Below are 21,908 nucleotides of genomic sequence, written 5' to 3'. Positions count from 1 at the left end.
CCCTCTCAGTGGTGGCGCAGCTTAACCTGCATGGTCAGTATCCCGCCCTCGGACATGGCGGACGCCGGGACAACGCCGAAATTCTTTCCGCCTTCCGATTCAAGGATGATGTCTTTGGCCCCTCTGCCGGCGGGTTTCCACCCCGTTTTCGGCGAGATGACAGCATAAGTCGTCTGCATGTTGTCTTCGACCACAATATCCTTGGCTCCCCGCAGGCTCTTCGCTCCTTCCATATTTGATGCAATTTCGATCGGCGGAGGTGGCGGCAGATCCGCAACACCGGTGGACGCCGTGCTCATGCCCGGATCAGGCGAAGAATACGAAGGGGACGAGGACGACGGAGAAGGGCCGCCGGCGGTCACGGCACCCTGCTGGCCGCCCACGATGGGGCTGGGGTTGTCGGAAAGCATGATCATCAGGGTTTCCGTTCCCGGCCTCCCGACGAACCTGAAGGTCGTTGCTTTGGGGATCTCATGCATGGTGAACGCCTCGACATATTCATTGAAGAGAATGTTCGTATTACCGGATGACCCGATGTTGAGGATGGTCATATAACCCGGCCTGTTGGTCCTTACCAGCATCTTGATCCGCTCCCCGGAGCGGAATGTACGGGCTTTCGTCACCGATGTCATTTGACCGTCATCAGAGAGCAGCATCAGCTGATAGGAGATGCCGGTGTAACGTTCCCTTGACGGCGCGGCCTGCTTTACGGTCTTTTTTGCAACGCTCCGGACGGGCGTGCTCTTGGCGGGCGTGGAAGACATGGAGACGGAAGGCCCCTCGCCGCTGTCGAAAATCGCCTTTGCGCCTGTCGGCCCGGCGCCGATGGCAGGCAGCGCAATCAGCAGTGCCAGAGCGCAGCATCCTCCGATTGTGAGAAATCGTCTTTTTTTCATGTTTCATCCTCCTCTATGGTAATGTAACATTCTGAAACTGCATGAACCCATCAATAACCGTGCCCTTTATGGTGATGTCCTCTCCAGCCGGCATCGTGGCTGCAGAGAACCCATTCGGGCTTTTCCACATGATACTTCAATGGAAAAAGCAGGGGCACTTTTCTTTTGCTTGATAATATTTCAGAAAGATCCTAGACTGCTGGATCTTCCCGTGTGGGGCAAAACAGTCAACGTACCGTAAAGTTTCCTGAAATGACAAAGCACCTGAATCTCAATATCTTGCCGATCGCAGTGAGCTGGTCGTCAAACAGCACCAAGCTCATGAAGGTCCGGCGGACCCGCGCTGATGAAAACCATGCCATCTGTCATTTTTTATTTTCAACTGCATCAACCGTTCCGTCTTCATCCTGACAGGGACAAATTTCTTTGGGACGAGGAAAACAGGGAAGTCTTTCTGAAAGCTTCCCAACGGTCCTATCTCCCGTCGCTCCGGATGTTTGCCGATCTGATCCCGCAGCATCCCGGCTTCAGGATCGCCCTGAGCATCTCGGGAACATTTCTGGAGCAGGCCCAGAGTTATGATCCGGAGGTGATCAATGCCCTGCGGAATCTTCTCGATGTCGGGAAAAAGAACCATCAAGTCGAATTCCTTGATGAAACCTATTACCATTCCCTGACCTGCCTCTTTGCCGACCCGCATAAGCAGGAATTCCGGGACCAGGTCGCTCTGCACCGGGAAAGCATGAGAAGGCTTTTTGGCGTCTATCCCCTTTCCTTCAGGGATACCGAACTGATCTTCAACGCTTCCACAGCCGACATCGTCGCCGATATGGGTTATCTCGCCATCCTGTGCGAACCGAGGCAGCATCTGCGAACGGATCATGAAACCGGCGCCATGGCCCCCAACAGGATCTTTCACGCCGGAGGATCCAAGCTGATCGTGATTCCCAGGAACCGGTCTCTCAGCAACGATATCGCCTTCCGCTTTTCCGACCACCCGCTGACGCCGGAAGACTATGCCGCCTCGATTGCCCGAGCGGACGGCGAAGTGGTCCTGCTGGGCTATGACCTGGAACACATCGGCGGCCACATCCACGAAGACAAGGGGATCTTCGAATTCTGGCGCGGACTTCCCGCCGCGCTGGAGAGGCATCCCGAAATCAGGGTCGAAACGCCTTGCCAGGCCGCTGCCCACTATAAAGACGCGCACTGTCCAACCCTGGCCCCCCGGAGTGCATCGGCCTCCTCATGGCTGGATGCCGTCAGGATGACCTTCGGCTGGCTGGAAAGCTCGACGCAATATGACCTCTTTAAAAATCTGGAAGGAATGGAAGGAGTGGCGCGCCGGGCCGGCGGCGATCTGTTGACCCGCTGGCGCACCCTGACGGCATCGGATCACATTTACTTCCTCAACGACCGGGTCGATGCGGAACAGATCCTTCGCCGCTATGACAATCCCTATGAAAATTCCACGATCCGGGCCACGGAGATCCTGACGCGGAAGATCTGCGTTCTGGAGGGCTCCATCACCCGTTTTGAGATCCTCAAGAAGGCGGATAAAACACCCATTCTTCTCATCACGCCGGAAACGGGAAGGCTTCCCAGCGACATGGGGCTGCTGGCCAAATACATCTCCGGAAAAAGCGGCGGTCAGGGCGACGTGGTCTCCGCCTTGTGCGAGGGGCTTCTGGACAGAGGCATCGAAGTTCACCTGGCCACCCTGAATCTGAAGAAACGGTTCCAACTGGAGTCCCATATGACGGAGCATCAGTGGCGGGAACTTCGCTATAAGATCGATCCCGAAAACATCCATCTCATCAGTTCCGCCATTTTTGCCGATAATCTCAGCGCCTATTCCGGCGATGTCCTTTCAACCGCTGCCGAATTCCAGCGGCAGATCGTCAACAACGTCATCAAGACCGTCCGGGCAAAGCACGGGGGGCGGATCATCATCCACAGCCACGACTGGATGGCGGGTGGCGCCATAACCGCCTATGCCAAATCCGCCGACGTGCCCGTTCTGCATACCGTGCACAACGTATTTACGGAGAATCTTCCGCTGGAGCTGATGTCCGGGATCAATCTGAACCGCATTTCGGATCATCTCTACTACTCGGAATCCTATGGGAAAACCTGCATCGACTGCCAGGCCACGGCCATCAAAAATGCGACTCTGATCAATTTCGTGGGAGAGCATTTTCTCCGCGAGGTCGTGGAGGACTATTTTCTTGATCGGCCCATCGTTCCGACCAGTGTCCGGGACGAAGTCAAAGTGAAATATTTCGGCAACGCCGCCCAGGCGATCCTGAATGCCCCGGCCTCCGTCATGTACCCGGAAAACTGCCCGTTCCTGGTCCGGAAATACGGCCTCGACGACTCCATCATGAAGGCCAAGCGCGAAAACCTGGTGGTGTTCCAGGAAAAAACCGGATTGGACGTCAACCCTGAGGCCATTCTCTTCTTCTGGCCTTCCCGACTGGATCCGCTTCAGAAGGGCATCGAACTCCTCGAGGCAATCGCCCAGTCCTTCGTTTCAGCCCATCCGGAAGCCCAGATCGCCGTCGTGGGGGATGGAATCGGAGGCGACCGCACCCACATGGAGATTATGGGGCGCATCGCCTGCGCCTCCCAGGGGCGCATCGCCTATTATCCCTTCGATGAAGCCCTGTCGATGCTCGGATATGCCGCCGCAAGCGATGTCTTCGGAGCGTCCCTCTACGAGCCCTGCGGCCAGATTGACCAGGTGGGAAATCTCTTCGGTGCAACGGCCACCAACCGGGATACAGGCGGTTACCACGACAAGATCACGGAATTGAGGTTAAAAATGGACGGTGCTCCCCAGGATGAAGGCAACGGTTTTCTTTTCAAGAATTACGACCCGGGCGGACTGTGGTACGGCCTGGAAAGAAGCCTGAACTTTCACAAGAACCCCCTCGCCGTCCGTGAAGACCAGATCCGGCGGATCATGCGGGAAGCCCGGGAGAAATACAGCCTTCAGACAATGATCACCCAGTACCTCAGGATTTATGAAAGGCTCAACGGCGGAAGCCCCCTCTGATAAGCCTCCGTCCTCAATCTTCTTCCTTCTTTTCGCTCAGAACCGAACCGTCCGGGGGATAGTCCAGTGTACCGTCGAGCTGTGCAACCTTCCCGGGCGCATGCTCGGGGAAAGGCAGCTCGCTCCGGGTCCGCCAGCGCTGAACGGTCTCGGATGCTTCACCCTTCCTTTTTGCATCCAATCCACCGTCCCGGGTCATGTAAAGGGTCCGGGACGGGAAGGCGAAGCCGCTGCCGGCCGACTCGACAAGATCCATGACCCGCAGCAGCAGATCCTCCTGAACGGCCAGATAGGACCCATGCTCTGTTTCAAGGACATAGGCGAACATCTCCACATCGAGAGACGACTGTCCGAAGCCGATGAAACGAACGCGAACCGTTGCCGAATCCACCCGGGGATGCCGGTACAGAAGTTCACGCAGGCCTGCCAGGATGAAGCGGAGCTGATCCGCCGTCGTCTCGTAGCGAAGGTTCAACGTATGGCGGAGGAGAAAGCGGTCACGCAGAGTGAAGTTCTCGACAGCGATGGATGAAAGCTGGCCGTTTGGAACAAAGGTGACCGTGCGGTTCAGAGTCCGGATCTGAGTGGAGCGGAGGCCGATATGCTCGACGGTGCCCATGTACTCGCCGGCCTTACAGAAATCGCCAAGGCGGATGGGCTTGTCCCAGACAAGGAAGACTCCCCCGAAGAAATTCTCGATGGTCTTCTGGGCGGCAAAGGCCACGGCGATGCCGCCGATGCCGAGACCGGCCACCACGGCTGTGAGATTGATGCCGGCGAAGTAGTGGAAGCTGACCACAAGCGCCGTGATGACGGCAAGCGCCTTGAGAAGCGTCGCTGAAAGGCGGATGACGGCACTGGCGGCCTCCGGCCTGCGCTTCTCCAGGATTTCCGCCGCAACATCAACCAGTTGGATGCAGATCCAGGTCAGGCCGGCAAGAGCCATGGTCGAGGAGAGAAACGTCCAGAAGAGCCGGTCCAGCAGCCAGAAACTGCCTAAGGAAAAAAGATAGATTACCCCCGCCGAAAAAAGAACAACCAGGGGCTTTCTGATCCGCCTGAGTGTTATCAGTCCCAGTTCGTCAACACGGTGGCGAATGGACTTCTGCAGCAAAGCGTAACATAACACCGTGAGAATCCAGCCGCAGAAAACGGCGGCAAGGAGCATCAGCAGAGGCAGGATCCACCGATACAGGGGAAGACCGGCCAGGCGGTTTTCCGTCAGCGCTGCGGGCAGGCGCCCCTCCAACCAGGGGGCTTCGATTTCCTCATAGATCTGCGGCACGGATCGGAGCGTTTCCGAGGAAAACAGCCAGACCTTGGGGCTGTCATCCTTTTGAAGGCGCTCAAGAAGGATTTTATATTGCCCCCTTTTTGTTTTGACAGACGCCACCACCTCTTTTTGAGCGGGCAATCCGTCATCCAGATCCCCTTCGGGTTTCGTGCTCAACCTGGCCCTGGATGCGGAGCCCCTCTCATCGAGAACCCGCTGAAGTTCGAGGGCAAGTTGACGGGCGTTCTTCCCCCTCTGCCTCGTGTCGAGATATTCAATGGCCCGTTCATAGTCCTCCCTCTCCACCGCCCTCAGGAAACCGACGACCGTTCCCTGGGGTGTGCTCCGCCCCAGGGGATCGTCGAAGGATTCTTCCGCCTGTGGCACCGCCTTGCCGGCCTGGTCGCCCTCCCCCTTAACAGCGGCCCATGCACCCGATGTGATCATCAGGCAGGATATCACCGCCAGGATCAGTCCCATGGTGTGCTTTCGGATCGTTGACATGGTCTTTCTTCCTTTATTTCTTGATGTGCATTCTGTTCCCGATGTTCATAGCTTCTTACAGGAACAAAGTAAAGTCATTACGAAACCCCCTTTCCGCCATGCCGTCCCGTACCGGGCGGGGAGATGCGATGTCCCTTCGTGAGGAATACCTTTTGAATTTTGCACAGGGATGGTTTAGAAGGAGGATGATGGGATGTTCATAAGAGCATAAAAACATGACTCCGATTTTCAGAGGCCGACAATCGGTTGACCGCTGGAACGTGAGACTCCTGTAGATTAGAATACCATGGAAAATTTATGGCTCGCCTTCGGGCTGACCCTTTTTGCAGGCATGGCTACGGCGATCGGCAGCATCATCGCTTTCAAGGCGCGGAGGGCTGACTACAGGTTCCTGTCGGTATCAACCGGTTTCTCTGCCGGCGTGATGCTTTACCTGGCGTTTGTAGAGATCTTCTTCAAGGGATTGGAATCCCTCACCGACCATTATGGGGACGACTTGGGGCCCTGGATCAATGCCGCCTCCTTTTTCGGGGGGATGCTGCTGATCGGCCTGGTGGACAACCTCATCCCATCCGCCGAAAACCCCCATGAGACCCACTCTGAAGCGGAGATCATGCCGCTCCATGACGCGTCGGCTCCGATCCCGGACTCCGAGTCCTCCATAAAAATGAACCCGTCGGAAAAGGGGCTCCAGAATGACAGTGCCCATTCTCGAAAGCTCATGCGGACGGGGCTTTTTTTAGCGCTGGTGATCGGGATACACAATTTTCCCGAGGGGCTGGCCACCTTCATGGCCGCCCTGCAGAACCCGGGGCTGGGCGTGGCCATTGCGGCAGCGATTGCGCTGCACAACATCCCGGAGGGGATCAGCGTGTCCGTACCGATCTTCTATGCCACAGGTGACCGCAGGAGAGCCTTCCTGTATTCGGTTCTCAGCGGATTAGCCGAACCGCTCGGCGCCCTCACCGCATATGTCGCGATGCGGTTCTTTCTGGCAGACAGTTCCGGGGCGATCCCATCCCAGGTTCTTGGAATCTCCTTTGGAGTCGTGGCCGGCATCATGGTGTACATCAGCCTCGATGAGCTGCTCCCGACAAGCAGGGCCTACGGGAAAGGCCATGACAGCCTGTATGGCCTCGTCGCAGGCATGATGGTCATGGCGTTGAGCCTCCTGCTCATGAAGCCTTGACCAAGGAGAAAAGGGCTTCTTTCAGGATGGCCTCCGAAATACATCCCCCTCCTGAGCACGTCGGGCAGTTCACGGTCAATTGCCCTGAGAAACAACAAGGCCACGGGGAACGGCCATGATCCGAGGGAGCAATTCGCCGATCCGGACGGTTCCCCTTCCGCGGGGAGGTTTTCCACCCGGAAGGCCGGGACCTGCACCGCATAAACGGACGGAATTTCCTGCTGCACACTCTTGAAGGCCTTTGAAAACAAGTCATTTTGTGCCGTACCGCGCCGGCGGCCAATTAAAACGGGACAAGTTGCTAAATAAATTCAGGAATATTAAAATTTCACCTTATCTTTCTCTTCTAAAAATGATAGAATCATCCCGCAGTTGAGACCAATTGACGTCCATGGATCTGAAATCACGGACGGATAGCGTTCTCCATTATTACAATGAAACGATTTTAAAGGGAAATTCGTGCCGTGCCCTTGTCCCTAATAACTTTCAACACCGATGCGTACCAGGCAAAGGACACCTCTTCCGGCTTCGGCCAGGTGCGGAGCGGATTGCATGAACTCGTGCAATCCGTCCATGACGGTCATCTGGAAAAAGCCAGGCTGGCCTATAAAAATCTCTCTCTGACAGCGCCGGCCGTTTTTGACAGGGTCAGCCTGAAACTGACCGGGGATTATGATGCCATCGGCCGCGCCCTCGGGGAAAGCAATATTACTGAAGCGCAGAAGGCCGTTTTGCAGCTGGGTCAGGATCTTCACGACATCGGACGCGCGGAGAGCGCCTCCTCCCGGTATTCGAATACGCCCGGCCATCGGATTTTTTCCTCGTCACTGCAGAACATGATCCGGGCATACCGTCCGGAAGGCGTTCAGGGATTTCCCGTCGGCATCCATATCGACATCATGGCCTGATTTGACGCCTCGAGAATATCCGGTTTGGCGCGAACAAAACGAGGGCATAGTATGGAACAGGATCCGCCGATCGAAGAAGAAAAGTTGCGCATTCGGGAATTGATGATCGACGATCTTGCCGAGGTCTTCCACATCGGCGAGGAGATTTTTACCGCCGAGTACTCTCAAAACCTCTACCGCACCTGGGACGAGTATGAAATCACCACCCTCTTCAATTCCGACAGCGAGCTCTGCCTCGTAGCGGAGGCGGGTAACAAGATTCTTGGCTTCGCCTTGGGAACGACTGTGGAAAAGCACAACTCCCCATGGAAATACGGTTACCTCGTCTGGCTGGGAGTACGGGAGGAAGCCCAGAAGAGGCAGGTCGGCAGCCGGCTTTTTTCTGAGGTCAAACGGCGGATGAGAGAACGGGGGGTCAGGATGCTCATCATCGACACCTCGGCCGACAATCAGCCGGCTCTTTCATTCTTCGATAAGATGGGGTTCAAGGATCGCCAGGAACACCTCTTTCTCTCCCTCAACCTGTCCCGCAGGGCCAAGAGAAAATCGGTCAGGAAAAAGGCTTAATCATGACCCGTGACCCGAAGCTGTTGGAAAAAGCCATTCAGCCGGAAAGGCTGCATGAAACGCTTCTGGATCTTCTCGACATCTACTCCCCATCCGGCAAGGAAGCGGATATCACGGCCTACCTGGAAAAGCTCCTGAGGGGGGCCGGCATCGCCGTGGAGCATCAGGAGGTTGAGGAAGACCGTTACAACCTCAGCGCTGCCATGGGGCCGGGCGAACCGTTTCTCTACCTGGTCGGTCATGTGGACACCGTCGCCTCCTGGGATCTGGAGGCGTTGGGAACGCGTGAGGAAAAAGGCGTCCTGTACGGACTGGGCAGTGCCGATATGAAAGGGGGATGCGCAGCCATGGTGGAGGCCTGGCTGGCCCTTGCGGAGACCCTGCAGGTTGACGAACGGCCGCCGGTGGGCCTGCTGCTTGTCGTCGGAGAAGAAGAAAACGGCGACGGCAGCGCTGCTTTTCTGGACAGGTGCCGCCCTCCCTGGGCCGTCATCGGTGAACCCACGGGGCTGTCGGCCTGTTTTTCCCATTACGGCTACCTGGAGGCGAATTTCATCACCCGGGGCCGGCGAAGCCATTCGTCCCTGCCGGAGCTGGGCCACAATGCCGTGGAATCCATGCTGCGGCTTCTGCTGCATCTGGGTAAAAACACCCTGTTCGACCGTGACAAGTCGGATGTCGTCTATTCGATCCGGGAAATGAATTCTTCCCCGGCGGGCTTTGTCGTTCCTGACCGTTGTGAAACCTGGATCGATCTGCACCTTCCCCCGGACAGGGAGCCCATGATCATTCAGGAGGCCATCCGCCGGGGCATTGAGGGAGCGCATCGCTACATCCCTGACCTGGACGTGGAGATAAGCTTTGACGTCTCCTATGGGGGATACGATCTCGGAGCCGACAATTCCATGGCCTCCCTTTTAAAAGAGATTTATGCGGATCTGAACATCCCCTTCCGCCAGGACGCCTTCCGTTCACATTCCGACGGCAACCTCTTCTATGCGGCGGGGACCAAGCCCATTCTTCTCGGACCGGGCTCCCTGGAAACCGCACATACATCGGAAGAACAAGTGCCCTTCCGGGAAGTACTGGCAGCGGCCCGGATCTATGCCGCCCTCTGCCTGAATCTTGTGCCGGAAAAAACGGACGATCCCGCGGTGAAGTGAACCCGGAAGCGATGCGGCTTGTTCCGGCTCTTCAGGAGCTTATCAGACCCTCCAGACCGGCCGCCATTTCCCGCCCGGACTGATACCGCTCTTCCCGCTTTTTGCTCATCGCTTTTTCTACAATGGCTGCCAATTCTGTTGAAACGATGGGATTTCTTTCCAGGACGGGGGCCGGGGAACGGTTGACGATGTTGTTCATGACGGCGGCGAGAACGTCGCCCTGGAAAGGTTTGCTTCCAGTCAAAAGCTCATAGAGGACCACCCCCAGGGAGTAAAGATCGGCTCTCCCGTCCACCGTTTCCCCGTTGACCTGTTCCGGGGACATGTAATTGGGCGTACCCACGATCGTGCCGGCGCGGGTGCCTGACAGATCAGCCACCCGGGCAATGCCGAAATCCGTCACGGTCACATGGCCTGCCGAGGATATCCGGATGTTGGCCGGCTTGATGTCCCGGTGAACAACGCCCCGTTCATGGGCATAATCCAGGGCAAGGGCCACATCCCTGGAAATTCTGGCCGCCTCCGCTTGAGAGAGCAGGTTTTCTTTCGCGCAGTACTTGCTCAGATCGCAGCCCTCCAGGTACTCCATGGCGATGTAAGCCATCCCCCGGCCTTCACCCACATCGTATATCGTTACGATGTTCGGATGGGAGAGGTTGCCGGCCGCCTCCGCTTCCCGGAAGAAACGGAGCCTGGACAGGGCGATGTCGTCCCCGTCGGCGCAACGCAGAGTCTTGATCGCCACGGTCCTCTGAATCAGGGGATCCCTCCCCAGATAAACCGTTCCCATGGCGCCCTGCCCGATAACCGCAAGGATTTCATAGCGTCCGATGGTGAGTTTTGACTTTGCGGAATCCATGATCACCGTGGCGTCTCCGTCGTTTCCGCACGCCCCGGTATCACCGGCGGCAGGAGCGCCTCCGTTCTGCTTGAAAATGGTTTTCCCGGAGGAGACGGTCTGAGCGTGAATCATTCCAGCCGGGGGACGGAGGGAGAGGGCGTCCGCCTCCCGTATCTGGGACAGGAAAGCAGCCTCCTGTAAAAGCGCCTGCAATCGGCTTCGTTCTATGATTTGGCGATAGCTGGGATGGAGAACATCAGCCTTGAGATGTTCGTCGCCGGCAATCCCCTTTGCCAATTGATCCGACATGAACAGTACGAAAAGATAAGGAAATTGATCCCGCGCCACAGACAGGGATGCACGGTCTCGATAGGAAAGCACATGGTGATTGACCACGGCGTTCACCATGAGATCGGAAAACCCCCATTCGGAAAGAGCAATCCCGGCAATGACGGCATGGTTGACTCCAAAAAGCCGGTCTTCCTGCTCAAGGCTCAAGGAGTCCACATGCTCTTCCGATACCGTGGCGCCCTCGGATGTCGGCATCATCAGCAGAATCATCTTTCCGATATCATGAAGCAATCCCATGGTCAGAAGACTCCCTTGATTCAAGCCGCTGAAAAGAGAGTGGAGGTGGGCCGCGCATATGGATGTCAGCGTGGCATGCAGCCAGATCTTTTCCATCACCGCATCCTTTTCGGGATTCGCAGTCAGGAAAAGCCGGAGCAGACCTTCGCGATAGAGAATATTCTTGACGTTGACAATGCCGAGAATCAACAGGGCATGATTGATCGAATCAAGCTTCTTGGGCATCCCAAAATAGGGAGAGTTTGCTACTTTCAGGATTTTTGCCGTCAAAACCGGATCAGAGGTCACCATTTTTGAGATATGGGATATCTGAATGTCCGGGTTGTTTAAGATATGTTGAAGTTCGTCGTGGACAGAACGGAAATTTTTCAGTTGAAAAAGTTGATCCTGGATGATGTGGACCGTTTCCGGTGAGACATTCCGATATTCCACTGGCGGCATAAACGGATAGGGATTGATGTAGTGATCCGCGTAAATATCCTCCATGGCGGCCTGGATATTGTTTTTGATCACCCAGTTCAGGGTTGAAAACCCCTCTCCCGGCGGAAGTGTCTCCTCTCCGTCGGGCTGCAGCGGAGGCAGAGCCGGAGAAGAAATGACCGTTCTGTCCATTTCCGGGAAAGACTTTGTCGGCGATTTGATGACGGCCAGGCAGGGTTTTTTCTTCTCTTTCCCCTTCAGAAGGAAAAACGCCAGAAGAAGCAGGATCAGAACCGCTGCAAAGATCACACTGATTGGCATATCTCTCCCTTGCAGAATCTTTTCTGTTGAAGACGAGCGTAAAAGATTCGATAGCGGCTTGACTTTGAGAATCCGCGGAAGCGCATTCCGTTTCGAGCCGTGAGGATGATTCTCCTCTTCCCGATGTTCTCCTCGACAACGTCGGGAATCTGCAACCTTGCCGCGCCTGCAGCCGCAAAAAGGCGGGACGGATCAATCGGCAAACGCCTTCCAACATTCCGACATCACGGCGTTTTCATTTGCCGGGTGAAACCGGCCGTTCTTTTTTTGCTTGCATTTAAAAAAAATTATAGTAATCTACAATTAGTTGAACGCTCTTCCCGACGATCCTTGACGCCCGCTTCGATCGACGGCTGTTTTTCGGAAACAAATGCTCCTCCGCTGAAACGCCATGCTCCTCCCCCGTCACCCCTGGCTCCTCTCCTTCAAGACTTCGCACCGGATGCTGGATCGCCGATCCCTCTCTAAGAAAAAAATCCGTTCGCCGGAAGGAAGAAGACCTTTCGTCCTTTTAATTCCGGCTGCAAATTTCAACAAGCAAAAAAGAATCCATCGCGTTCCCCGGCATTTGCTTTTTATTAAAACCTCGACAGATGAACGTCACGGTCTCGACGAAAACATGGACAGACAAGGAGGTGGAAGAATGAAAAGCGTTAATCCCGACGGCTCCGTCACGGCCAGGGCCAGGTCACTTCTCTATCTACTTGATAAGCCCTTGACGCCGGAAGAAATCTCTCAGCAGCTTGGGCAACCCCTCTTTCATGTAAAGAACAGCCTGCATGAAATGGTTCTCTGCCGCATCATCGACCAGAAAGGTGAATGCTTTGTCATCACCGAGCACGGGAAAGAAAAGCGATAAGAGGGGAAAAGCGGATCAAGGAATGATGTTCGACGGTAAGAAAGAGGAACACCTCCCTGAAAGCGGACCGCCCAGCGGGCAGTCTCTGAATCGCCTTCAGGGAGGAAATTGGAACCGCCTTATTTCAGCCAGTCTTCTATTTCTTCAGCCTGATGGGACTCCTGCTGGACCGTAAGATCCATCTTCATCACCAAGCCGGAATGTTTTTTAAACTCCCCATCCTCCTGCAGTCGAGTGTGCCGCCCCAGAGCCTCCCGGACATCTCCCAGGGCCTTTCGAAGAGCCTGCTCCACCGCCTGCCCCGCGTCCATGCTCTCGGGAATCAGACGCGGCACCGCTCCGTCTTCGGCAACGGCCTCCGCGAAAAGGGCCAGCTGCTTCATCTTTTCCATGGACTGATCCATCAACGCCCAGCCCTTAGCGCCATCCCTCTGGGAGAGCCAGGACAGGCGGAGATGCCGGAGCATTTCGTTGTATTTGCCGATCAGCTCTTGCTGGAGCATCTCCAGAAAAGCGGGGGGAAGCTCATGGTCGCCCTGGGGAAGCCCCCCGGCATCTTCCGGGCTGAGCTTGTCCAGCATCCGCTGAAAACGCCTGGCATGGATCGCCGATTCCCAGGCCTCCCGGTGAAGCACCCTGCGTATGTGGGGATCATCCACCTTCTCCGCTTCGCCGTGGTAATGGGGAATCAGCTTTTCTTCATACTCGATGTAGGATTTGAGCATCGTCGCCCGGCTCGTGGGATCAAAGGGATAGGGCCCCGGCGTGAAATCCGGTTCGCCGCCCAGCCGGCCGATGATCATACCCAGCCAGTGCATGTGCCACATCTCCTCCCTGGAGCGGGAAAGCAGGCCCGCTCCCATCGGGGTGTCCTCCCCCTCCTGGTACGCATGGACCAGGTAGCGGATGATGGCGGCGTGTTCATCTGCAAAATCACGATTCAGCATGTCGATCAATTCCTTCGTATCCATGTAATCCTCCTCCTGAATAAATAGTTATTCCTCCTGTGGATTTTCCCTTACTGCCGGGCAGCAGAGGCGGCGATCCCTATGCCTTCCAGTCACGAAGCTCCAGTTTAAGAGACAGAAACTGCAGCATGTCCTTGAGGGTGAGAATTCCCAGCAGGCGCTCACCCTCGACCACCAGCAGGCGGCTGTTTCCCGTCCGGCTCATGATCGCCAGGGCGCGGACAGCGTCTTCATCCGGTCCAATGGTGATGTCCGGGGTGCACGGTGCGGCGATTTCGCCCACCGTGTGCTCTTTCCAATTCTCCCGGGGAATCTCCGCCGCCTGACGGACGGTGATGCACCCGGCAAGGCGGCCGTAGGAAACCACGGGAAACAACTTGTAATGATACCGGTAAACATAGTCATTGACAAACTCGTCGAGGGTCAGAGTCCGGGACACCGTCACGGGCTCCGTCACCATGAAGCGGCGCACCTTTTCCCCTTCCAGGACCTTGCGGGCTAGAAGCTGGGAATAAGACATCTGGGCCGCATTGCGCAGGAAAAAACCAATCATCAGCCACCACAGCCCCCCGATAAAATTGCCGCGGAAGATGCTGAAGATTCCAAGGAGCATCAGCACAACGCCAAAGGCGGAACCGAATCCGGAAGAAATGCGCGTCGCCCAGCGAAGATTTCCCTTCCATCCCCAGAGGAGCGAACGGAGGACCCGGCCGCCGTCCAGGGGAAACGCGGGAATCAAGTTGAATGAGGCCAGGAGCAGATTGATAAAGCCCAGGTAGGACGTGACCGCTGGAATCGTTCCCGGCCACCCCAGCTGCCTGCCCGCATAGGAGATCCCGTGAAAGGCCAGGCCCAGGAAGAAACTGGACAGTGGCCCTGCAATGGCCATGAAAAACTCGGCCCTGGCACTGGGAGGCTCATCGTCCATTTCCGCGACGCCCCCGAAGATGAACAGAGTGATTCCCTTTACGGGGATTCCATAACGGGTGGCCACCAGGGAATGACAGAGTTCGTGAAAAATGATGGAAAAAAACAGCCCCAGGGCTCCCAGGGCCCCCATGGCCCAATAGGCGCTCTCGGACACCCCCTTGTAGGAGCCGGGGAAAATGCCCTTTGCCAGAGACCAGGTGACCAGCAGGGCCAGGATAACCCAACTGGCATCAATCCGCACTTCAAACCCCAGTAGCCGGAACAGGGTGATTCGGTTTCCAAACATAGCGATACCTGGAGATTATATTGAAATTACAGCAATAATGACCGTATTCCAGGAGAAAATCAAGAGAAATAAAAGGGGGTTCGGAGCCCAGCGGGGAAAAACCTGTTGCCATTTGACCCGCTCCTCAATTATAGGACGGACAGTTCTTATCAATGAGCCATGGAGGTTTTCGGATTCTTGATCGAAGAAATCGCCGGGGGATTTTACAGAATATCCCTTCCCATGCCCTTCCGCTTGAATCATATCATGTCGTTTGCCCTGGTTTCGGAAAGGCAGGTCACGCTGTTTGATACGGACATGGATATTCCGGAGGGGTTTTCAGCGCTGGAACGTGCGCTGCAGCAGGTCGGAAGGTCCGTGTCCGACATCGACCGGATCTTTCTGACCCATTACCATGCCGATCATTGCGGCCTGGCCGGCCGATTGAAGGAAATCAGCGGCGCCCGGGTTTATCTTTCCGAGGCCGACTCCGAGGCCCTCCGGAATCAGAACCGGACGGGAGAGCTGTTTCGCCGCCTTCGGATTTTCTGCCGGGAGCAGGGCTTCCCGGAGGAACTCATCGATTCCCTGCAGGAGCTTCATCTGTATTTCACGGGGGTTACTTCTCTCATCGAGGCCGATGAACCCCTCCTCCCTTATTCCTGGCATACGGCGGGCCATCGCGCCTTTCAGGTCATCCCCGCCGCCGGTCACACGAGGGGGCAGGTCTGCTTTTTCTTTCCCCGCGAGGCGCTGCTCCTTTCCGGAGACCATGTTCTGCCGGTCATAACTCCCAACCTCAGCATCGACCTCTTTCACCCCGAGTGGCATCCCCTGGAAAGCTTTCTCGAATCTCTGAGGCGAGTCAAAAAATTAGCGGCTGATCGCACGTTTCCTTCGCACGGCCACATGATTCCCGATCTGTGCTCCCGCATCCGGGAAATTGAGGCGCATCACGAGGAGCGCAAGCAACTCATCCTGGAAGCGGTTCGCCAAGGATTTGACACGGGGCGGAAAGTCTCCCTGGACCTTTTCGGCGGCAACCTTCCGGAATTCGACCAGTATCTGGCGCTTCACGAAACCTGCGTTCACCTGCTGGAATTGAAAAGCGAAGGGCTGATTCAAGAAATCCGATCCGGCGATACCATCCGCTATCTTCCCTGAGGAAGCCTAGATGTAGGGGAAAACATGCCGGGTCACGATTTCAAAGTTATTTTTGACCCGCTCCCGGCCGATCACCATTCCCATGTGTCCGGGAAACAGAAATTCGGCATTCAATTCGGAGAGGCGCGTGATGCTCTGCTTCAGGAGACTGCCGTTACCGCCCGGGAAATCGGTCCTCCCCACATTCTGATCGAAGATCACGTCCCCGGAAAAGAGGGCGCCGGTACGCGGCCAGTACAGTGCGATTGAGCCGGGGGAGTGGCCCGGGACAAGCAGGACCTGGAAGGTTTCATCCCCGAGAATCAATTCGCCCTCATTCAGCAGAAGGTTGATCTCGATGGGAGGAACCGCCAGGCCGAACATGCGGCATAACATGGCGTTTTCGGGCCCTTTGTAAAAGGCCAGATCTTTTTCGGACAGGGCGATCTGAATCCCGGAGCCGTTGAACAGCGAACTTCCTTCGATGTGATCGGCATGGGCATGCGTATTGATGATCGTGCGGATGTCCTGCCGCTGAATTCCGTCCTTTTCCATCTCGCCGAGGAGGCGGGGGAAATATTTGGCCAGCCCCGGATCCACCAGGGCCTGGACAGATCCTCCGATGTAATAGCTGTTGCAGTTGTTGTCGAAATACTCCGTCCATTCGTAAACATAAAGATCGTCATCAAATTTCACGTTCGTTCTTCTCCTTATTTCTGGAAGCTGTATCTGCACTCATAAAAACGTCATTCCGGCTGCAGCAGATTGAAACCCAGCGCGGAATCGGCCGCCCGGCGCGCCGGCGTGCCCAGCAGCTCCCAAAGAACCACTTCCAGAATCTGCCACACCTTGACCCCTCTCCGGATGCACCCGGTGACGGTCCGGTCTTTCCGGCCCATGGCACAGTGCATGTGGATCTGCGGGCGGCCTTCTTCATCGGGAAAGAGCGTGCCGGTTCCCGCCACCTCATGGACATTTTCCAGCAGATGCTCCATGGGAACCACGGGAGTGGAACGGCCTTCCTCCGGACCGACGACCACCCGGCTGCCCGAATCCAGCGCACCCACGGCGATGATGGCCGCCGCGCGAATCGACTGTTCCGCGGCAAACCGCTCGATCACCTCATGGACAATTTCTCCGTCTTCGAGACGGATCACAAAGATGCGACCCTGGCGGGCCTGTGAAAATTTCATGGGTCTCTCCTGCTCATCCTTTTTTTTCTGAACTCTTCTTCAGGGAAACATCTTGCCGGGGTTGAGAATGCCCCGAGGGTCCAGCAGCTCCTTGATTTTTTTCATCGTTTCCAGGCTCTCGCCATGCTCCCTGGCCATGAACTTCTTTTTCCCCAGCCCGATGCCGTGCTCTCCAGTGCAGGTTCCCTCGAAGTCCAGGGCCGAAGAGACCACCCGGCTGTGGGCCGCCTCCACCCTCGCCCAGCGCGATTCGTCTTCGGGATCGTCCATCACGACGACGTGGATATTGCCATCGCCCGCATGTCCGAAGATGTAAGCCGTCAGGCCGGCCACGAGTTCCTTGATGAGGGCCACCAGTTCGCTGTACCGGGAAAGGGGCACGGCAACATCCATGCTCAGCGACTTCAATCCCGGGTGAGTGCGCCGGATGGACTCGTGGGTGAGATGGCGGATCTCCCAGAGCCGCTTGCGCTCTTCCGGACCGATCCCACGGTCCAGGAGGATGCAGCCGTTGTCCCGGCAGATCTCTGAAACAAAACACATCTCATCTTCAAGCCCGCGTTCACTGTACCCGCTGAACTCCATCAGCAGCGTGGGCGATTCTTCCAGGCGGAGCCCCCGGTCCCGATTGAGAACGGCAACGATGTCCCTGTCGAGGAACTCCATGGCCCCCGGCGTTATCCCGGAGCGCATAATCTCGAAGACGGTCCGGGTGGCGTGACCGAGGGTGGGAAACGTCGCCCGGACAGCCATGAAGGCGGCGGGAAGCCCTGCGAGCTTCAGGGTGGCCTCGGTCACGATCCCCAGCGTTCCCTCCGCCCCGGTAAAGAGACGGCAGAGATCATATCCAGAGGAACACTTGCGGGAGCGGCTGCCCGTCCGGATCACCTGCCCGTCGGAAAGAACGGTGGTAAGGCGCATCACGTAATCCCGGGTGGCGCCGTACCGAACGCTCCGGATCCCGCTGGCGTTGTTTCCTATCATCCCGCCCACCGTTGCCGCCGCTCCGGGATCGGGGGGAAAGAAGAGCCCTTCCGCCTCCAGAATGCGGTTGAGTTCCTTGTAGACCACCCCGGCCTCCACGTCCGCCTGAAAATCCTCGGGGCGGACCGCCAGGACCCGGTTCATTTCCTGGAAATCGAGCACGATCCCCCCGAAAACAGGGATGGGGTTTCCCTCCAGGGAACTGCCCGCCCCCCAGGGCGTCACGGGAATCCTCCGCCGGAAGGCATGGGCGACGATCCGGCTCACTTCATCGGTGCTGTGCGGCCAGAGGACAACCTCGGGAAGGCAGGGCTTATGGAAGGATTCATCATGGGAATGAAGAAAACGGACCGACTCCCCCCGGGAAATCCTTTCCCGCCCAACGATCCGGGTCAGATTGTCGATATCCCGTTCATCCAGGCAAGGTTCGGTCATCTTCGCATCCACCTCACAGCAGCCCGCTTGCTTTCGGACATGGGCGCCGGCTTCGCCTGCCTCTTCCGGATCCGTTTCCGCATCCTGTTGAGCCGCTTACGTCATGCCGGCGCGTGATCCTTGTTAATAACGTCATTAAGAAGGCCATTCTACGGGGCCTTTTGTCCCCATACCACAAAACAGGAGAAGAAAAAAGCTTTCTCCCGCACGGAACAGGACAAGCCCTTTTCAGAAGGGCCAGGACGGCACCGTTCTTCCTGTGAAGGCGGTTTATGGCTGCCGCCGTGTGCGAATTCCAAATCCGGCACACCCCAGAGCAATCCCCTTGACATCCATCCCTTGAATTGTCATCCTAACGCCGGAGTAAATCTCAATTTCGTGCAAGGAGGATCAAGTGCCGCATGGACCGTTCAGACGCCATTGAATTGTTGAATGCCTGCATTGCCAACGAAAAGATGCGCCAGCACTGCTATGCTGCCGAAGCCGTCATGCGGGCGCTGGCCCGGAAGCTCCATCAGGATGAAGACCGGTGGGGATTGGCCGGGCTTCTGCACGACCTGGATGTGGAGAAGGTAAACGCGGACCTGGTGGTGCACGGACTGGAAACCGCAAAGATCCTTGAGGAAAGGGGGGTTGACCCGGAGATCGTTGAGGCCATTGTCCTGCATAATGAAATGGCCAGCGGCAGGCCTCGGCAGTCGGATTTTCACTTTGCCCTCGCCGCCGGAGAAACCGTAACCGGCTTGATAACGGCTACGGCCCTTGTCTATCCTGACAAGAAGCTGGCCAGCGTCAAGCCCAAATCGGTCGTCAAGCGGATGAAGGAAAAGAACTTCGCGGCCTCGGTGAATCGGGATATCATCCTGGAATGCGAAAAGCTGGGGATTTCCCTGCCGGAGTTCGTGGATCTGTCCCTGAATGCCATGCAGGAGATCAGCGATCAGCTGGGACTGTAAGATCCCGGGGTCCGGAGATCCTGCTGCGGAGGTGTGACCATGTTTAAGCACATTCTGGTTCCTGTCGACTTTACACCAAAAAACAGAAAAGCCCTGGAGATTACCCTTCAGGTGGCGGCGCAGGAGAAGGCTCGCGTCAGCCTCCTCCATGTGGTAGAAAGCATCGAAGACGCTACCTTTGAAGAATTCAGAGACTTTTATACCGGCCTGCAAAAGAGCGCAGACAAGAAAATGGCCGGCCTGGTCGCCTTCTGCGAGAACCGCGGCGTCCAGGTAACCGACAAGATCGCCTTTGGCAATCGTGTCAAGGAAATCCTCAACTATGCCTCCGAAACGGGGGTGGATCTCATCGTCATGAGCTCTCACAAGCTTCACCTGGACGAGCCGTCACGGGACTGGGGAACCATCAGTTATAAAATCGGAATCCTGTCTCAGTGCCCCGTTCTCCTGGTGAAGTGAAGGAAACGCCGGTTGAACAGGGCGCATCAAATGCGGGTGCCTTCCGGAAACAACCCATGAAGCGATTCAGGCAACCATGAAGGAACCCTTGGCAAAGCAGGCTTTATTGAGGCATGAAGCGGCCGCAAACCCGACAGCTCGGCTCCCCGCGCAGCCTTCGCGGGTGCCGGTTGTCATGTTGATACAGATGTCCCTGTCCTGGATACCGTTGCCCGTGTAAACAGCACGGGGACAATAAGGTCTTTTTATCAGCGGGACGGCCGCAATAAAAAGCCTCTCCAATGTTCGTCGTCTTTTCTCAATCAAAAATTCTTTTCATCTCCTCTCTTCCTGTCTTCCTGATTTTATAGAAAAGTACATCTAGAACTTCATGCTTATTGACTTTAAAGCGAAGATAAGGTATGGTTAAACCGTTTAATTTATTGAATATATCTGTTTTTATATCCATTCAACAAATGAACCTGCTCAAGAACATTTTTTTCGGATCATCCTCCCCATCCGACATGATGATTCGAAGCATTTGATCACGCCCCATCTGACGGGGTAACAAGTGAATTATTCATTTACTTCGACCTGTTTCTTAAAAAAACAAATGACATTTTTTATGGCCTCAACAACAACTAATGAAAGGAATACAAAAAATGGCTACGATTAAAGGTACTTCCGGCAACGACACAATTACTCCCGAATCTGTTTCACCGGGAGTGACAGGCGGTATTCCTTCCGATGCGGCCGACACCATCTATGGTTACGCAGGGAATGATACGATTGATGGGGGTGGCGGCAACGACTGGATCGATGCGGGAAGCGGGGCCGATACCGTCAGAGGGGGGAATGGAGATGACACGATCTACCTCACCACCGACTTTGCCAGTGTCAGCGGTGGCGGCGGTTACGACCGGGTTTACATCAGCGGGACGGCTGGAAATTCCCTCAACCTGACTACCGCGGGCATTGAATGGATCTCCGGTGGGGACGGCAATGACAATTTCAATGGGAGTTCGCAAACGGTGGCCCTGACAATCGACGGCAATCTCGGGTCTGACGTCCTCCGGGGCGGAAACGCCAACGACTACATTTACGGCGGTGACGGAACCAACTCCCTCTACGGCAATGGAGGCAATGACCACCTTTACGGCGGCAACGGTAACGACACCGCCTCTGGAGGCAGCGGCAACGACTCGATCAACGCTTATAATGGAAACAATACCGTCTACGGTAATGACGGCAACGATTCTATTTCCACGGGCACGGGCAACGACTCCATTGTGGGTGGCCGAGGAAATGACTCGATCAATGCCGGCAGCAGCGGTATCGACAGCGTCAGCGGCGGGGATGGGGATGACACAATCACCATCAACACCGCCTTTGCCGGCGTCAGCGGCAACGACGGTTACGACCGGGTTTACATCAATGGAACCATCGGGAACACCCTCAACCTGACCACGGCGGGCATCGAGTATATTTCCGGAGGGAGCGGCGACGACAGTTTTGATGGAACCGCACAATCCGTAGACCTGACGATCGACGGAAATCTCGGCAATGACGTCCTCCGGGGCGGCAACTTCAACGACTACATCTACGGCGACAACGGAAACAACACCCTCTATGGCAATGGAGGTAACGACCGATTGTACGGCGGTACCGGCCGAGACATTGTCTACGGCGGGAGCGGCGATGATACCGTCAGCGTCGGGAACGGCAACAATTCCGTAGACGGAGGCACCGGCAACGATTCTATTTCCACGGGCACGGGCAATGACACGATTATCGGCGGGGCGGGAAACGACTCGATCAACGCCGGCAACAGCGGAGCCGACAGCGTCAGCGGCGGAGCCGGGGACGACACGATCACGGTCGGCACCGCCTTTTCCAGCCTCAGCGGCGGCGCCGGTTACGACCGGGTCTACATCAACGGGACCGTCGGGAACACCCTCAACCTGGGCACGGCGGGCATCGAGTATATTTCCGGGGGCGACGGCAATGAC

18 protein-coding genes are annotated in these 21,908 nt (G+C 56.3%); 10 read left to right on the top strand and 8 right to left on the bottom strand.

What is annotated here, in order from left to right:
* Nucleotides 1–5 precede the first annotated feature (5 nt).
* Nucleotides 6–896 (bottom strand): DUF4384 domain-containing protein, encoded by an 891-nt coding sequence (locus AB3175_RS08360; protein WP_367360489.1) that lies wholly within the window; start codon nucleotides 894–896, stop codon nucleotides 6–8.
* 355 nt (nucleotides 897–1,251) lie between these two features.
* Between AB3175_RS08360 and AB3175_RS08355 the strand changes: the two genes are divergently transcribed.
* Nucleotides 1,252–3,954: a glycogen/starch synthase gene (locus AB3175_RS08355; protein ID WP_367360488.1), complete on the top strand. Its 2,703-nt coding sequence runs from the start codon at nucleotides 1,252–1,254 to the stop codon at nucleotides 3,952–3,954.
* 13 nt (nucleotides 3,955–3,967) lie between these two features.
* On the opposite strand, the gene AB3175_RS08350 is transcribed toward AB3175_RS08355, so the two are convergent.
* A complete protein-coding gene (locus AB3175_RS08350) occupies nucleotides 3,968–5,731 on the bottom strand; it encodes a mechanosensitive ion channel family protein (protein ID WP_367360487.1) in 1,764 nt (587 codons plus the stop codon).
* Between the two features lie 286 nt (nucleotides 5,732–6,017).
* On the opposite strand from AB3175_RS08350, the gene zupT reads away from it, so the two are divergent.
* From zupT to AB3175_RS08330, 4 genes are all read left to right on the top strand, one after another.
* The gene (gene zupT / locus AB3175_RS08345) at nucleotides 6,018–6,920 is read left to right on the top strand and encodes a zinc transporter ZupT (protein WP_367360486.1); all 903 of its coding nucleotides are present in this window, start codon (nucleotides 6,018–6,020) and stop codon (nucleotides 6,918–6,920) included.
* A 470-nt stretch (nucleotides 6,921–7,390) separates the two neighbouring features.
* On the top strand, nucleotides 7,391–7,828 hold the full coding sequence (locus AB3175_RS08340; protein ID WP_367360485.1) for a hypothetical protein: 438 nt from the start codon (nucleotides 7,391–7,393) through the stop codon (nucleotides 7,826–7,828).
* A gap of 51 nt (nucleotides 7,829–7,879) precedes the next feature.
* Nucleotides 7,880–8,395 (top strand): N-acetyltransferase family protein, encoded by a 516-nt coding sequence (locus AB3175_RS08335; RefSeq protein ID WP_367360484.1) that lies wholly within the window; start codon nucleotides 7,880–7,882, stop codon nucleotides 8,393–8,395.
* Between the two features lie 2 nt (nucleotides 8,396–8,397).
* On the top strand, nucleotides 8,398–9,558 hold the full coding sequence (locus AB3175_RS08330) for a M20 family metallopeptidase (RefSeq protein WP_367360483.1): 1,161 nt from the start codon (nucleotides 8,398–8,400) through the stop codon (nucleotides 9,556–9,558).
* 31 nt (nucleotides 9,559–9,589) lie between these two features.
* Here AB3175_RS08330 and AB3175_RS08325 read toward each other — a convergent pair whose 3' ends face one another.
* Entirely contained in the window at nucleotides 9,590–11,728 is a 2,139-nt protein-coding gene (locus AB3175_RS08325) for an HDOD domain-containing protein (RefSeq protein WP_367360482.1), read from the bottom strand.
* 643 nt (nucleotides 11,729–12,371) lie between these two features.
* Here AB3175_RS08325 and AB3175_RS08320 point away from each other — a divergent pair.
* Nucleotides 12,372–12,587 (top strand): hypothetical protein, encoded by a 216-nt coding sequence (locus AB3175_RS08320; protein WP_367360481.1) that lies wholly within the window; start codon nucleotides 12,372–12,374, stop codon nucleotides 12,585–12,587.
* Nucleotides 12,588–12,706: 119 nt separating this feature from the next.
* Here the strand turns inward: AB3175_RS08320 and AB3175_RS08315 are convergent, their stop codons facing one another.
* Complete coding sequence (locus AB3175_RS08315; RefSeq protein WP_367360480.1) at nucleotides 12,707–13,558, bottom strand: ferritin-like domain-containing protein; 852 nt, start codon at nucleotides 13,556–13,558, stop codon at nucleotides 12,707–12,709.
* A 76-nt stretch (nucleotides 13,559–13,634) separates the two neighbouring features.
* Nucleotides 13,635–14,771, bottom strand: a complete 1,137-nt coding sequence (locus tag AB3175_RS08310) for a site-2 protease family protein (protein WP_367360479.1) — start codon at nucleotides 14,769–14,771, stop codon at nucleotides 13,635–13,637.
* Nucleotides 14,772–14,948: 177 nt separating this feature from the next.
* On the opposite strand from AB3175_RS08310, the gene AB3175_RS08305 reads away from it, so the two are divergent.
* The gene (locus AB3175_RS08305) at nucleotides 14,949–15,914 is read left to right on the top strand and encodes an MBL fold metallo-hydrolase (protein ID WP_367360478.1); all 966 of its coding nucleotides are present in this window, start codon (nucleotides 14,949–14,951) and stop codon (nucleotides 15,912–15,914) included.
* Nucleotides 15,915–15,920: 6 nt separating this feature from the next.
* Here AB3175_RS08305 and AB3175_RS08300 read toward each other — a convergent pair whose 3' ends face one another.
* From AB3175_RS08300 to AB3175_RS08290, 3 genes are read right to left on the bottom strand one after another with little or no spacing between them, the layout of a single operon-like run.
* On the bottom strand, nucleotides 15,921–16,589 hold the full coding sequence (locus AB3175_RS08300) for an MBL fold metallo-hydrolase (protein ID WP_367360477.1): 669 nt from the start codon (nucleotides 16,587–16,589) through the stop codon (nucleotides 15,921–15,923).
* Between the two features lie 50 nt (nucleotides 16,590–16,639).
* On the bottom strand, nucleotides 16,640–17,086 hold the full coding sequence (locus AB3175_RS08295) for a PPC domain-containing DNA-binding protein (RefSeq protein WP_367360476.1): 447 nt from the start codon (nucleotides 17,084–17,086) through the stop codon (nucleotides 16,640–16,642).
* 39 nt (nucleotides 17,087–17,125) lie between these two features.
* Entirely contained in the window at nucleotides 17,126–18,505 is a 1,380-nt protein-coding gene (locus tag AB3175_RS08290) for an FAD-binding oxidoreductase (RefSeq protein ID WP_367360475.1), read from the bottom strand.
* Nucleotides 18,506–18,906: 401 nt separating this feature from the next.
* Between AB3175_RS08290 and AB3175_RS08285 the strand changes: the two genes are divergently transcribed.
* The 3 genes from AB3175_RS08285 to AB3175_RS08275 form a co-directional block, all read left to right on the top strand.
* Nucleotides 18,907–19,461, top strand: coding sequence for an HDIG domain-containing metalloprotein (locus tag AB3175_RS08285; protein ID WP_367360474.1), 555 nt, complete (start codon nucleotides 18,907–18,909; stop codon nucleotides 19,459–19,461).
* 39 nt (nucleotides 19,462–19,500) lie between these two features.
* Complete coding sequence (locus tag AB3175_RS08280) at nucleotides 19,501–19,920, top strand: universal stress protein (RefSeq protein ID WP_367360473.1); 420 nt, start codon at nucleotides 19,501–19,503, stop codon at nucleotides 19,918–19,920.
* Nucleotides 19,921–20,561: 641 nt separating this feature from the next.
* On the top strand, nucleotides 20,562–21,908 hold a 1,347-nt coding region (locus AB3175_RS08275), incomplete at its 3' end, for a calcium-binding protein (protein ID WP_367360472.1).

Origin of the sequence: Syntrophus sp. (in: bacteria) (assembly GCF_040768185.1) — a bacterium.
GTDB classification, from domain to species: Bacteria; Desulfobacterota; Syntrophia; order Syntrophales; family Syntrophaceae; genus Syntrophus; species Syntrophus buswellii.
Note: the sequence above shows the minus strand (reverse complement) of the source record. Positions and strands in the feature narration are given on the sequence as shown.

Excerpts from the sequence above, each read along its gene's own strand:
- AB3175_RS08360 (WP_367360489.1), bottom strand. The coding sequence starts at position 896 with ATGAAAAAAAGACGATTTCTCACAATCGGAGGATGCTGCGCTCTGGCA.
- AB3175_RS08355 (WP_367360488.1), top strand. The coding sequence starts at position 1,252 with ATGCCATCTGTCATTTTTTATTTTCAACTGCATCAACCGTTCCGTCTT.
- AB3175_RS08350 (WP_367360487.1), bottom strand. The coding sequence starts at position 5,731 with ATGTCAACGATCCGAAAGCACACCATGGGACTGATCCTGGCGGTGATA.
- zupT (WP_367360486.1), top strand. The coding sequence starts at position 6,018 with ATGGAAAATTTATGGCTCGCCTTCGGGCTGACCCTTTTTGCAGGCATG.
- AB3175_RS08335 (WP_367360484.1), top strand. The coding sequence starts at position 7,880 with ATGGAACAGGATCCGCCGATCGAAGAAGAAAAGTTGCGCATTCGGGAA.
- AB3175_RS08330 (WP_367360483.1), top strand. The coding sequence starts at position 8,398 with ATGACCCGTGACCCGAAGCTGTTGGAAAAAGCCATTCAGCCGGAAAGG.
- AB3175_RS08325 (WP_367360482.1), bottom strand. The coding sequence starts at position 11,728 with ATGCCAATCAGTGTGATCTTTGCAGCGGTTCTGATCCTGCTTCTTCTG.
- AB3175_RS08320 (WP_367360481.1), top strand. The coding sequence starts at position 12,372 with ATGAAAAGCGTTAATCCCGACGGCTCCGTCACGGCCAGGGCCAGGTCA.
- AB3175_RS08315 (WP_367360480.1), bottom strand. The coding sequence starts at position 13,558 with ATGGATACGAAGGAATTGATCGACATGCTGAATCGTGATTTTGCAGAT.
- AB3175_RS08310 (WP_367360479.1), bottom strand. The coding sequence starts at position 14,771 with ATGTTTGGAAACCGAATCACCCTGTTCCGGCTACTGGGGTTTGAAGTG.
- AB3175_RS08295 (WP_367360476.1), bottom strand. The coding sequence starts at position 17,086 with ATGAAATTTTCACAGGCCCGCCAGGGTCGCATCTTTGTGATCCGTCTC.
- AB3175_RS08290 (WP_367360475.1), bottom strand. The coding sequence starts at position 18,505 with ATGACCGAACCTTGCCTGGATGAACGGGATATCGACAATCTGACCCGG.
- AB3175_RS08285 (WP_367360474.1), top strand. The coding sequence starts at position 18,907 with ATGGACCGTTCAGACGCCATTGAATTGTTGAATGCCTGCATTGCCAAC.
- AB3175_RS08280 (WP_367360473.1), top strand. The coding sequence starts at position 19,501 with ATGTTTAAGCACATTCTGGTTCCTGTCGACTTTACACCAAAAAACAGA.